At 72.5% G+C, this 12,137-nt stretch carries 14 protein-coding genes; 5 read left to right on the top strand and 9 right to left on the bottom strand.

The genetic code is table 11. From position 1 onward, the window contains the following. Positions 1-90 precede the first annotated feature (90 nt). Positions 91-576, top strand: coding sequence for a hypothetical protein (locus tag DT019_RS24720; RefSeq protein WP_114039086.1), 486 nt, complete (start codon positions 91-93; stop codon positions 574-576). Between the two features lie 16 nt (positions 577-592). Here the strand turns inward: DT019_RS24720 and DT019_RS24725 are convergent, their stop codons facing one another. From DT019_RS24725 to DT019_RS24750, 6 genes are all read right to left on the bottom strand, one after another. Further along, the gene (locus tag DT019_RS24725) at positions 593-1,207 is read right to left on the bottom strand and encodes a hypothetical protein (protein ID WP_114039087.1); all 615 of its coding nucleotides are present in this window, start codon (positions 1,205-1,207) and stop codon (positions 593-595) included. Then, entirely contained in the window at positions 1,204-3,069 is a 1,866-nt protein-coding gene (locus tag DT019_RS24730; RefSeq protein ID WP_114039088.1) for an alpha/beta hydrolase, read from the bottom strand. The genes DT019_RS24725 and DT019_RS24730 overlap by 4 nt, the downstream gene beginning before the upstream one ends. A gap of 1 nt (position 3,070) precedes the next feature. After that, positions 3,071-3,499 carry a hypothetical protein gene (locus DT019_RS24735; protein WP_223279738.1) on the bottom strand — a complete coding sequence of 143 codons (429 nt, stop codon included), beginning with the start codon at positions 3,497-3,499 and terminating at the stop codon, positions 3,071-3,073. A 217-nt stretch (positions 3,500-3,716) separates the two neighbouring features. Beyond that, positions 3,717-5,186 (bottom strand): PTS transporter subunit EIIC, encoded by a 1,470-nt coding sequence (locus DT019_RS24740; RefSeq protein WP_114039090.1) that lies wholly within the window; start codon positions 5,184-5,186, stop codon positions 3,717-3,719. A 38-nt stretch (positions 5,187-5,224) separates the two neighbouring features. After that, complete coding sequence (murQ, locus tag DT019_RS24745) at positions 5,225-6,154, bottom strand: N-acetylmuramic acid 6-phosphate etherase (protein WP_114039091.1); 930 nt, start codon at positions 6,152-6,154, stop codon at positions 5,225-5,227. 45 nt (positions 6,155-6,199) lie between these two features. Next, positions 6,200-7,117 carry a MurR/RpiR family transcriptional regulator gene (locus DT019_RS24750; protein WP_114039092.1) on the bottom strand — a complete coding sequence of 306 codons (918 nt, stop codon included), beginning with the start codon at positions 7,115-7,117 and terminating at the stop codon, positions 6,200-6,202. Positions 7,118-7,233: 116 nt separating this feature from the next. On the opposite strand from DT019_RS24750, the gene DT019_RS24755 reads away from it, so the two are divergent. From DT019_RS24755 to DT019_RS24765, 3 genes are all read left to right on the top strand, one after another. Beyond that, on the top strand, positions 7,234-7,602 hold the full coding sequence (locus DT019_RS24755; RefSeq protein WP_189389905.1) for a hypothetical protein: 369 nt from the start codon (positions 7,234-7,236) through the stop codon (positions 7,600-7,602). Beyond that, positions 7,599-7,865: a DUF4031 domain-containing protein gene (locus tag DT019_RS24760; protein WP_114039094.1), complete on the top strand. Its 267-nt coding sequence runs from the start codon at positions 7,599-7,601 to the stop codon at positions 7,863-7,865. Before DT019_RS24755 ends, DT019_RS24760 begins: the two co-directional genes overlap by 4 nt. 317 nt (positions 7,866-8,182) lie before the next feature. Next, complete coding sequence (locus tag DT019_RS24765) at positions 8,183-8,386, top strand: cold-shock protein (protein ID WP_053724154.1); 204 nt, start codon at positions 8,183-8,185, stop codon at positions 8,384-8,386. A 65-nt stretch (positions 8,387-8,451) separates the two neighbouring features. On the opposite strand, the gene DT019_RS24770 is transcribed toward DT019_RS24765, so the two are convergent. The 3 genes from DT019_RS24770 to DT019_RS24780 all read right to left on the bottom strand — a co-directional run bounded on the left by DT019_RS24770 (position 8,452) and on the right by DT019_RS24780 (position 11,050). After that, positions 8,452-9,657, bottom strand: a complete 1,206-nt coding sequence (locus DT019_RS24770; protein WP_114039095.1) for a Cmx/CmrA family chloramphenicol efflux MFS transporter — start codon at positions 9,655-9,657, stop codon at positions 8,452-8,454. A 175-nt stretch (positions 9,658-9,832) separates the two neighbouring features. Beyond that, positions 9,833-10,348, bottom strand: coding sequence for a GNAT family N-acetyltransferase (locus DT019_RS24775; protein WP_114039096.1), 516 nt, complete (start codon positions 10,346-10,348; stop codon positions 9,833-9,835). 54 nt (positions 10,349-10,402) lie between these two features. Beyond that, positions 10,403-11,050: a hypothetical protein gene (locus DT019_RS24780; RefSeq protein WP_114039097.1), complete on the bottom strand. Its 648-nt coding sequence runs from the start codon at positions 11,048-11,050 to the stop codon at positions 10,403-10,405. Positions 11,051-11,214: 164 nt separating this feature from the next. Here DT019_RS24780 and DT019_RS24785 point away from each other — a divergent pair, with 164 nt between their 5' ends. Further along, entirely contained in the window at positions 11,215-12,093 is an 879-nt protein-coding gene (locus DT019_RS24785) for a sigma-70 family RNA polymerase sigma factor (RefSeq protein WP_114039098.1), read from the top strand. Positions 12,094-12,137: the final 44 nt, after the last annotated feature.

Below are 12,137 nucleotides of genomic sequence, written 5' to 3' on the forward strand. Positions count from 1 at the left end.
CCACAGGCGCCCCACAGTTTTCCCGCTCCCCAAACTCCCAACTCGCCATCTCCACAAAGCCCTTACGCCCCTGCCGTACGCTCGCTGCTCATGAGCGAACAGCAGTGGACGAGCCATCCCCGGCTGACGGCGTGGCTGGCGGAGCAGGAGGCGGCGTTCGGGGAGTGGGCCGCGTCGCATCCGGGAAGCTGGGACTTCTCGGCGGAATCGGTCGACGCGCTGGAGCGGGCGGTGCGGGAGGACTTCGCGGCGTCGGAGTGGGAGGACGTGAGGGCCGCCCAGCACACCCCGAGGGTGACCGCCCCCGCGTGGTACCTCGGCGAGGTCTGCGTACGCGCGGGCGCGGTGTGGAAACTGAACCCGGCGGCCCCCGTCGACCCCGGCACGTGGGAGGGCCCCTTCGTGGGAGTCCCCGGCGACCCGATGGAGAACCCGGACCACGAGGACCAGTACGAGGACGACGACTACTACCCGGCCGCGGTCCCGGTGGCCGAACTGCGCGGCATGTTCCTGAAGTCCCCACCGTGGCGCCTGCGGAACGTGGTGGAGGAGTTCGAGGAGTGGGAACGCCCGTGAACCCGACCGCGCGGAGCTAGGGGGCGGGCGTGGGGGCGGACCAGAAGTCGTCCTGGAGGTAAGGGCGGGGGAGCGGCTTGCCGCCTTCGTAGGCAGGGGTGTTGGTGTCGACGTTGGACGGCGTGGTGGGTTTCCCCACCGGGGACTTGGGTGCGCAGGGGCTGGTGACGCCGAATCGGAACTGGCCTTCGCCCCCTACCGCCGCCTCCAAGCGGAAGCCGTCCGGAGTCGACGCGTACACCGCGGGGAACTCGGCGTCCGCGCGCACGTTCGTCACGGTGAAGCCGCGACCCTTCCAGCCGCGCTCGACCATGCCGAGGAGGCTGCCGCGCCGTTCGGGGGAGACGACCGTCATCACCATGAGGCCACGGCTGACGTAGCCGGTCCCGGCGTCGGTGTTCTTCCAGTCCGTGCAGGTGCTCTGGCCGGGTGCCTCATGCACCCAGCGCAGCTTCGGAGTGACCCCGGCGACGGTTTCCTGGAGAAGGGCGTCGGCCTTGTCGGCGGCCTGCTGCATGTTCATGTCCGTCGACACTCCTTTCTGCTTGCTGGTGGAGGTGGGTGAGATGAGGCCACAACCGGCGACGGCCAGCATCACGAGCAGGCCGCATGCGCGGCGGAAGTGCTTCATCGGGGCTCCTGAGACGTGACCAAGCGGGGTTTCCCCGCGACGACGGCGGCGATGTTGGCCGCGGACACCGGATCGTCGTCGAAGTAGTTGGAGTGGGCGGGCACGGGCCCCTGACCGTCGATGAAGGGCCGAGGGCCGTCCCCCACCTGGAATCGGTGGGCGCCGAAGGTGTGGTTCGCAGGGTCCGTGCCGAAGTAGATCTGACTGGGGTCGCTGGCTGCGTTCCCGATGATGTAGCCGTCCAGAGCGCCCGCCGCGGCACCCAGGAGAGACCCTCCGGGGACTGGGGAGACGAGCCCCTCAAGGGCCCCGACAGCCCCTCCGCCCAGGATGGCCTGCGCTTCCCTCTTGTTCGGCAGCATCGTCACTGGATCGTTCTCGGCCGCGCCCACGTAGACATGATCGCGGCCCACCCCGAGGGCGTCGGCGGTTTTCGCCCCTGTTCCCGGGCTGCCGACGAGGATGATGTCGTCGGCACCGGGAATGCCGCCCGGCCGCTGGGCTGCCAGGCCTACGGTGAGCGAACCGTAGGAGTGGCCGATGGCGGTGATGTGCGGGTCTGCGCTCTGGTTCGTCACCCGGATACCGTCCATGAAGTGGTTGTACGACGTCGCGCCCACCTCCGCGTCGTGGGTCCCCATGACGGCCACGTCGTCGACGACTTGATCGGCGGGCAGCTGAGGAGCGTCATAGCCGAGCCAGACGATGGAGGCGCTGGAGTGGTCGAGGAAGGCTGCGGACTTGGCGGTCGAGCGGGCGCGCTCGATGTCGTTCGTCGCGAAGTGCTCGCTGAGCGTGGTACCGAGCCCCGGGACGTATGCGGAGACGTTGTGCGCGGTGTCGGGGTCGCCGAAGGAGACGATCGCCCGGCCGTTGCCCTGATCGCCGATGCCCAGCAGGTACATCGGGGGTACTCCGGTATCCGGGGTGGCCCGCAGCTGTTTGTCGATGGACAGCAGCCCGGCCAGCTGTGTCCGCGAACGCTCGTCGTCCGCTCCCGCCAGCTTCCCGATCAGCACCTGCAGGTTGTCGCGGTTGGCCTCGTCGCGGACTGTGCTGGGGATGCCGTCCAGGTTTCCGATGATGTCCGGGTACGCCGCGAGGTACTCCTCGCGTTCCTTCTCCGTGAGGTAGGACCACCAGGCCTTGCGTTCGGCCGGAGACTTGTCCGTGGGGATGTCGTTCTTCAGATAGTGGTCGGCTACCTCCCGTACCGCGGCCGCGTCGGCGGCCATGTCCTGCCAGGTCGCGGTGGCCACGCTCAGGCCGGGTTCGGCCTTGAGCTTCGTGAGGGTCGCACTGAAGCGCTCGTCGATGCGGCGGGCTTCCTGGAGCGCGTCGTGGATCCGGTCCGCGATGGCCTGGGCCTTCGCGTGGTTCGGGTTGGTGTCGGTGAAGCCTGGCGGGGTCTGGGTGAGCGAGGGCGGGCGCGAGAAGAGGGGAGAGCCCCCGGTCACGCTGCCGCCGGGAAGCGGCTGCTTCGACATCAGGTTCTCGCCGCCGGGGGGATAGCTGACGGAACCGTCCCCGCCCACGGTGAACCTCAGCGCCGCCGCGTCGGACAGCGCGTCCGTCAACTTGCGTTGGGGACCGGCCAGTTCATAGGCGAGCGAGTCGAGGGAGGCGCGGACCAGTCCGCATTCGATGTGGACGTAGTCGTAGTTGCGGTCCAGGCCCCTCAGGCGGACCGCCGCGTTGTCGGCGGCGTTGCTGATCTGGGACTTCTCGATCGCGCCCAGCATCTCGTTGCTGAGCCGGCCTCGGGCGGCGTCGGCGTGGCGGCTGACGGTGCCCCAGCCGTCGGCCGCGTGCTGGAGGCCGGTCAGTTTGAGGTCGCGAAGTTGCTGCCAGGTGAGCACCACGTCACCGGCCCTTCGGGTCGGCCGGGGCCGGGTCGGCGTATCGGGTGAGGGAGGACTTCACGCCGTGGTCGGTGCTGCCCATCGTGCGGGCGACCGCGCGCAACGCGGGTTCCAGGGAGGCGCATTCGTCGCGCACGGCGGCGAGCCGCTCCTCCCAGGACGTCAGCACGGTCTTGAGCGCGGCGACACTCAACAGGCCTTCGGTTTCCGTGTCGATACCCGCGTGGGCGCTGGTCAGCGTGCCCTTCGCCGTGTCGGTGTCGGTGCGCAGCGAGTGGGCGGCCGCGGCGGCGTCGTTCCACGGTTTGGGCGTGTGCCGCAGGTCGCCTCCCCCGCCGGGGGTGGCCGATGCCAGCGCCATGGCGGGGCTGGGCGGCCCGGCCAGATCGAGCATCCGCTGCCAGCTCTCCGGATGTGCCGCAGTACTCATGTCCCCCGCGCCCCTTGTTCCCCGTGCGGCCCCTCCGCCGCCCCGTATGACGTTAGGCCGACGGATGTGGGGCTGTGCAAGCGCGAACAGGGCGTTGGCTGAAAAAAGTGCGGCGTCGCATAACAGGCCGCGCGCCGTCCGCGCAAGAGCGATCCCCCTCAGGCCGTGCGGAGGGGGTCACCCAGATGGGGAGCTGCCGCCCGACCGGCCGCCCTGGTCAGGCCTCGGCGGGTTGCCGGGTTGGGGTGGGGGCGGGGGCCGGTTCGGTTGGGGGGGTGTTCAGGTCGGTCAGGGACTGGCGGGTGAAGCCGAAGTAGTACGTGGCCAGGAAGCCCACCGCGTAGCCGGTCAGGAGGCCGCCCGCGTAGATCGCGATCGTCGTGCCGAGGCCGTGGTTGCCCTGGAGCAGGGGGAACAGGGCCCAGCCCGAGGGGCCGATCGCCGTCGAGCCCACCTTGTCGCCCAGCATCGAGAACAGGCCGACGAACGCGCCGCCCGCGGCTCCGCCCGCGCATGCCGTGACGAAGGGGCGGCCTAGGGGGAGCGAGACTCCGTAGATCAGGGGTTCGCCCACGCCCAGGAAGCCCGCCGGGAGCGCGGATTTGATGGTGGCGCGCAGGGAGTCGTTCCTCTTCGCGCGCAGGTAGACCGCCACCGCGCAGCCCACCTGGCCCGCGCCCGCCATCGCCAGGATGGGCAGCAGGACGGTGTAGCCCTGCTGCTCGATCAGGGTGGTGTGGATCGGGATCAGCGCCTGGTGCAGGCCCAGCATGACCAGCGGGAGGAACAGGCCGCCCAGGACCAGGCCCGCGAAGGCGCCGGTGTTGTCCAGGAGCCAGTTCGCCCCGTGGCCGATGCCCGTCGAGACCTCGCCCGCCAGGAACATCAGGCCGTACAGCGTGACCAGGCCGGAGATCAGCACCGTCAGGGTCGGCGTCACCAGGACGTCCAGGGCCTCCGGCACCCAGCGCCTGCACCACCGCTCGACGTACACCGCGAGCAGCGCCGCTCCCAGGGCGCCGAGGACGCCGCCCTGGCCCGGGGCCAGGGTCTGGCCGAAGACCGTGATCTTCGCGACGCCCGCGAAGACGATGATCGACGCCACCGCCCCGCCGAGGACGGGAGTGCCCCCGAACTCCTTCGCCGTGTTGAAGCCGACGAACACCGCGATCAGCGCCATGAAGCCGGACGCGATGGCGGCGAGGGCGGGGGTCACGCCCGTCAACCAGCCCAGGTTCACCAGGAGGCCGTTGAGGCCCGCGATGATGCCGCAGCCGATCAGGGCCGGGATCAGCGGGACGAAGATGTTGGCGATCCTGCGGAGGAAGAGTTTGAACGGCGTGGCGTTCTTCGCCTTGCGGGCCGCCTTCAGCTCCTCGCCCCTGCTCGCCAACTCCTGTGCGGTGACAGGCGGTTGGGCGTCCCTCTGCGACGCCACCAGCTCCTCGAACTCGGGGGCCACCCGCGCCACCGTGCCCGGCCCGAGCACGATCTGGTACGTGTCGTCCTCGACCACGCCCATGACCGCGGGCAGTGCCTTCAGGGCGTCGTCCTGGACCAGCGCGCGGTCCTTCAGGCCGAGCCGGAGCCGGGTCATGCAGTGGGCGATCGAGTCGATGTTCCGGGCACCGCCGACGAGCGGGAGGATCGCGGCGGCGGTGGCGCGGTTCTTGTTCTCTGGTGCCATGGTGCTGGTGCCTTGCTGTGCGGAGCCGGGAGGGGATGTCAGGGGGCGGCGTGCAGCGCCGCACGCAGGTGGCCCCGGCTCTCGGTCAGGAGGCGGGCCGCCGTCGGGCCCTCCACGCCGCCGAGGATGACGAGGATCGCGTTCTTCACCTCGCCGTCGGTCGCGGCGAGCGCGGCCTCGATCTCGGCGTCGTCCGCGCCGGTCGCCAGCGCCACGATGCGGCGCGAGCGGGCGCGCAGCTTCTCGTTGGAGGCGCGCACGTCGACCATGAGGTTCCCGTACGTCTTGCCGAGCCGGATCATGGTGATCGTCGAGATCATGTTGAGGACCAGCTTCTGGGCCGTGCCCGACTTCAACCGCGTGGAGCCCGTGAGGAGTTCGGGTCCGACCACGACCTCGATGCCGTGCTCGGCCGCCGCCGCGAGCGCGCTGCCCGCGTTGCAGGACAGGCCGATGGTGAGGGCGCCCAGGCGGCGGGCGTGCTCGACCGCGCCGATCGCGTACGGCGTGCGGCCCGAGGCCGAGATGCCGACGACCGTGTCGCGGTCGGTCAGGCGCAGCCCGTCGAGGTCCTCGGCGGCCAACTGCCGGGAGTCCTCGGCCCCTTCGACCGCCTTGACCATCGCGGAGGGGCCGCCCGCGATCAGGCCGATGACCTCGGACGGGTCGGTGTTGAACGTCGGGGGGCACTCGCTGGCGTCCAGGACGCCGAGCCGCCCGGCCGTGCCGGCGCCCGCGTAGATCAGCCGCCCGCCCTCGGCCATCCGCGCGGCCGTGGCGTCGATCGCGGCCGCGATCTCCGGGAGCCGCTCGGCCACGGCGGCGGGGACGGTGGCGTCCTCGCCGTTCATGATCCGCGCGATCTCGGCGGTCGGGAGCCGGTCGATCTCCGCGAGGTCGGGCCGGAACGCCTCGGTGGTGAGGGTGGCCAGCTGGGCGCGGAGCTCGGCGTAGTCCTGGGTGGTCATGTGACGGCGGCTCTTTCTCTGCGTACGGCTCTGACGGGTGCGGTGCTAGCGGGTGCGGGGGTTGTGGCGGTGGGCGAGCGCCTCGTACGAGGCGGACAGGGCCGGGGCCGCCGTCTCGTAGGTGCGCTGGGCGATGCCGACGAACAGGCAGTCCACGACGAGGAGCTGGCTCGTGCGGGACGACATGGCGGCCGGGCGCAGCTCGCTCTCGCGGGCCGTGGAGGTGGTCAGGACGTGGTCGGCGTACTGCGAGACCGGGCCGTCGGGGCGGCCGGTGATCGCGATGGTGGTGGCGCCGTGGTCGAAGGCGACCCGCAGCGGCTCGATGACGTCGCCGGTGGAGCCGGAGTGGGTGATCGCCACCGCCGCGTCGCCGGAGCGCAGCTGCACGGCGTTGGTGACCGCCAGGTGCGGGTCGGTGTGGGCGTGCGCGATGAGCCCGATGCGCAGCAGCTTCTGCGCGAGGTCCTGGCCGACCAGCGAGGAGGCCCCGGCGCCGTAGATGTCGATCCGCCGGGCACCCGCCAACGCGCCCACGGCGGCGCCGAGTTGGACGGTGTCGAGACCGGCCGCGGTGTCGGCGAGGGTCTGCTGCTCGTCGTAGGCGAGCTTCGCGACGACGTCCGCGATCGGGTCGTCGACGGCTATGTCGGCGGTGACGGCGGGGGCCCGGCCGGACTGCTGCTGGGCGGCGAGCCCGGCCAGCGCCAGGCGCAGGTCGCGGTAGCCGGGGTAGCCGAGGAGGCGGGCGGTGCGCACCACGGTGGCCTCACTGGTGCCGGTGAGCTCGGCGAGGCCGGTGACCGTGAGGGCCGCGCAGCCGGCCGGGTCGCCGGCGACGGCCTCGGCGACCCGCTGCATGGAGCGGGTCATGGACGGGGCGAGCGTGCGCACCTTGGCCGCGAGGGCCGCCGGTGCGGGCGGGGCGCCGCCGCTGAAACTTTCCTTCACGTCATTGGTCACACTTGAAAGATATTTTCGCGACCTTGTGGGGTCAACCCCCTTTGGTCCCGTCGCGGCCCGGTCCTTGGTCCCCGCGCCCCGGTGGCCGTGGTGCGGGTGGGGTGACAATGGAGGACATGGACGACGCACAGCCCATCCGGCCGCTGGAACAAGCACTGCACGCCGCCCGCGCCCTGGTCCTGGCGGACCTCGCGGCGCGCGACGTGGCGCACGCGGACGTCGTCTCGCTGGTCGAGGACGCGGTGACCCACCGGCGCTGGTGGGTGGAGCAGTGGCCCGAGGGCACGGAGTACGTCGCGGGGCTCGTCGCCCAGGACGTACAGGACGCGCTCCTTGAGCGGTACGGCCGCTGGCCGCTGTGCCCGGTGTGCGACGCGGGCGATCCGCACGCGCTGGACGTGGAGCCCGAGCTCGGCCCCGACCCGCACTGGGTGTGCGCCAAGGCGGGCGTCGTGGTGGCCCGGGTCGGCGGGCTCGGCGGATGACCCTGTATATCGACCCGCCCACCTGGCCGGGCCACGGCCGCATGTGGTCGCACCTGGTCAGCGACGTCTCGTACGAGGAACTGCACGCGTTCGCCGCGTCCATCGGCTGCCCGCCGCGAGCCTTCGAACGTGATCACTACGACGTGCCCTCGCACCGGTACGACGACGCGGTGCGGGCGGGCGCGGTGGAGATCGGCTCGAAGGAGCTCGTACGCCGTCTCACGGAGGCGGGACTGCGGCGGCCCAAGGGCCGTCCGGCCTGAGGCGCGGCGGCCTGGGGGCCAGGTGCGGGGCCCGTCGGACCGCCCGTCCGGCCGCCGGGAAGGCCCGCCGGACCTGCCCCGGAGCCGCCCCGGAGGCGTCCGCCCGGCCGGAACTTGTCCCCGGTTCGGCTGCGGCCCGTAGCCAGACGACTGCGGATCGGCTAACTTCCTTGCCAGTAGTCGTGGTTCCGAAGTCTCAACGCCCGCGGTTTACGCCGTGGGCGTTTGCTGTGCAGCAATGTCCGAGGACCAGGGCGATCACCTCACCCAGGGGTACTGACAAGCCAGTACCCCGCGATCCTCGACAGGGGAAACACATGGCAACCGGCACCGTGAAGTGGTTCAACGCCGAAAAGGGCTTCGGTTTCATCGCGCAGGACGGCGGCGGCCCGGACGTCTTCGTCCACTACTCCGCGATCAACTCCACCGGCTTCCGTGAGCTGCAGGAGAACCAGCAGGTCAACTTCGACGTGACCCAGGGCCCGAAGGGCCCGCAGGCGGAGAACGTCACCCCCGCCTAAGCACCGCACCGAAGCGCCCCGCACCCGGTCACCGGGTGCGGGGCGCTTCGCCGTGCGGGGCGGGGTCAGACGCGGGCGCGCGCCCGGGCGGGGGCCGATTGCGCCGAGCGGGCCACCACGCGGGACCGCGACCGGTGCAGGCGCAGCGAGGCCGTGACGAGCGCCAGGGCGAGGACCGTCATCGCGGCGCCCGCCCAGGCGGTGGCCGCGAAGCCCAGGTTCGCGCTGATCACCACACCGCCGAGCCAGGGGCCCGCGGTGTTGCCCAGGTTGAACGAGGACGTCGTCGTCGCGCCGGCCAGCGTGGGGGCGGCGCCGCCGACGTTGAACATGCGGGCGTTGAGCGCCGGGGCCGTGTAGAACGCCGACAGGCCGATCAGGAACGACAGGGTGATCGCGACCGCGGGCGTCGAGGCGAACAGCGCCAGCGCGACCAGGAACACGGTCGAGGCGGTGATGCCGCTGAGCAGCACGCCGAAGAGGTGCGCGTCGGCGACCCGGCCGCCGATCGTGGTGCCGATCAGCGCGCCCACCCCGAACAGGCCGAGGACGGCCGGGACCCAGCCCGCGTCCACGTGCGCGACATCGGTGAGCAGCGGCTTGAGGTAGCTGAACGCGCAGAACACGCCGCCCGCGGCGAGCGCGGTGATCGCGACCGACAGGAGGACCTGCGGATCGCGGTAGATCCGCAGCTCTCGGCCGAGCCGGGGCCTCTCGGCGGGGAGCGGGATGCGGGGGATGCGCGTCACGATGCCGACGAGCGCGATCGCGGAGGCCGCGCCGACCGCCCAGAACGCCGCGCGCCAGCCCAGCCCGTCACCGAGCAGCGCGCCGAGCGGCACGCCCAGGACGTTCGCGATCGACAGTCCGCCGATCATGACGGCCATCGCGCGGGCCCTCGCGTTGACCGGGACCATCGCGATGGCGACCGCGGCGCCGACCGCCCAGAACCCGGCACAGGCCAGCGCGGAGACGATCCGCGAGGCGAAGAGCAGCGCGTAGTTCGGGGCCAGCGCGCCCGCCACCTGCCCCAGGCCGAACGTCGTGATCAGCGCGATCAGGGTGGTGCGCCGCGGAAGGCGCAGCGTCGCCACCGCGAGCAGCGGGGCGCCCACCACCATGCCGATCGCGAAGGCCGAGATCAGCAGGCCCGCCTGCGGGATGGACACGCTCATGTCGTCGGCGATGGCCGGGAGCAGCCCGGTGAGCATGAACTCGCTGGTCCCGAGGGCGAAGACGGACAGGCCCAGGATGTAGACGGCGAGCGGCATGCGGCCGCCGGAGGGCGCGGAGGATTGAGCGGGAGAAGCGGGGGTGGGCGCGGGCACGGGCGTGGGTATGGGCTCGGCGGGCATATCGGGTGCCAACGCCGGATGGCCGAATCCGTATTCCCGAGCCCGGTCCTCCGCCCACCCCGGGCCCGCTCGAAGAGGACCGGCGGCCCCGTCAGTCCCGGGTCTGCTCGAAGAGGTGCTGGGCCTCCCTGCCGCCGATGGGGCGCGGGGTGTCGCCGATGCGCCGGAAGCCCGCGCGTTCCAGGACGCGCTGCGAGGCGGTGTTGTCCTCGTCCGTCGTGGCGTACACCGTCTCGACGGACGGCTGGGCCAGCGCCCACGCGGTGAGCGCCTTGAGGGACTCGGTGGCGTATCCCCGGCCGCGTACGGACTCCGCCAGGTCGTAGCCGATCTCGACCCGGCCGTCCTCGGGCGGGCCGTGGAAGCCGATGCCGCCGATGGCCCGGTCGTCCTCGGTGCGGACGATGACGTAGGCGCCCCAGCCCGTGCGGTGGCGGCCGGTCTCCATGCCCGCCAGCATCTTCGCGGCGGCGAAGCGGCTGCCCTCGTGCGGGCCGCCGGGGGCCCAGCGCCAGCCGCCGGAGCCGCCTTCCTGGAGCTCGGCGGCCGACGCGCGGGTCAGCTCGTGGAGGGCGATGCGTTCGGCCTGGACCGTCACGGGGAGCACGCCGGGACACCTGCTTTCCGTCAGGGAGCGGAGCGAGCCGTGGGCTCAGGCTGATTATGTGGTGAGCAGGGTCAGTTCCGCCTCCAGGTTCTCCCGGGCCGCCGCCTCCCACTCGCGGGCGCCGTACGGGGTGCGGAACAGCCGCGGCAGCCCCAGCAGTTGGGTCAGCACCTCGGCGCGGCCCGCCCGGAACGCCTCGGCGGGCACGAAGGCGTACTCCTCGCGTACGGCCGCGGCGTAGGCGGCGTACGCCTCCGGGGCGGCGGCCAGGATCGCGAGGTCGGCGTCGCACAGGACCTCGCCGTCGGTGTCGCCGTCCTCGGGCGCGTGGGTCACGGTCAGCCGCACCAGGCGGGCCACCTCCGCGGTGTCCTCGGCGCTCAACCCGGCCTCGGCCAGGGCGCGTTCGGCGAGCCGGGCCGAACGCTCCTCGTTCTCCGAGCGGTCGGGCAGGTACACGGCGTCGTGGAACCAGGCGGCCAGGCGTACGAGGTCGGGGTGGTCGGCGTATCGCTCCAGTACGTCGATGTGGTCCAGGACCGCGGTGAGGTGGGCGGTGTCGTGGTAGCGGCGGTGGGGTTCCGCCCACCGGGCCAGCAGGGCGTCGCCGTACGGCGCGGGGTCGACGGCGTCGTCCTGGGCGGGGCGCACCGCCGTGAGCGCGGCCCGCCAGCGGGCGCGGAGGGGGTCGTTGTCCGGCATGCGGCCGAGCGTAGCGGGCCCGGTTTTCCCGCCCGCCCCGTGTTCCGCCGCCGGGCGGTGCCGCCTCGCCCCGGTCACCTCTGGCGGGTGCGCTGTCACATTCGTCCGGGCCCGTGGGTCAGCGCGGTGACGGTCCTGGTGGCGAGGGTGAGGAGAGGTGGGCCATGGGCGGGCACGACTACCTGGCGGAGCGGTTCGAGGGGCACCGGGGGCACCTGCGGGCGGTGGCCTACCGGATGCTCGGGTCACTGCACGAGGCCGACGACGCCGTGCAGGAGGCCTGGCTGCGGCTCAGCCGGTCCGACACCAGCGCGGTGGAGAACCTCGGGGGCTGGCTGACCACGGTCGTCGGACGGGTCTGCCTCGACATGCTGCGCGCCCGGGTCTCGCGCCGCGAGGAGCCGCTCGGGCTGCGCGTGCCGGACCCGATCATCAGCGGCGCGGACGGCACCGGGCCGGAGGGTGACGTGCTGCTCGCCGACTCGGTGGGGCTGGCCCTGATCGTCGTCCTGGAGACGCTGGGCCCGGCGGAGCGGCTCGCCTTCGTGCTGCACGACCTGTTCGCCGTGCCGTTCGACGAGATCGCCCCCGTGATCGGCCGCTCCCCGGCCGCGGCCCGTCAGCTCGCCTCCCGGGCCCGCCGCCGGGTCCAGGGCGGCGCCCCGGCGCCGGACACGGACCTCGCGGGCCGCCGCAGGGTGGTCGAGGCGTTCATGGCGGCGGCCCGGGGCGGTGACTTCGAGGCGCTGGTCGAGGTGCTCGACCCGGACGTGGTGGCCCGGTCCGACGGCGGCGAGCTGCGGCCCGGCGGCGTGCTGCGCGGCGCGCAAGCGGTGGCGGGCGGGGCGCTGTTCGGGGCGCGGCTCGCCGAGTTCACCGTCCTCGTGCTGGTCAACGGCAGCCCGGGGCTCGTCTCGCTGGCCGAGGGGCGGCCGCTGTCGGTGATGGCGTTCACGATGACCGGCGGCAGGATCGCCACGATCGACATCCTGGCCGACCCCGACCGCCTCAGCGAACTCGACCTCACGGTCCTGACGGCCTGAACTCCCCTTCGAGGAAGGGGAGTTCAGGGTCTGCACATCGCCGG

The organism is Streptomyces sp. SDr-06, assembly GCF_003324565.1.
Taxonomy (GTDB): domain Bacteria; phylum Actinomycetota; class Actinomycetes; order Streptomycetales; family Streptomycetaceae; genus Streptomyces.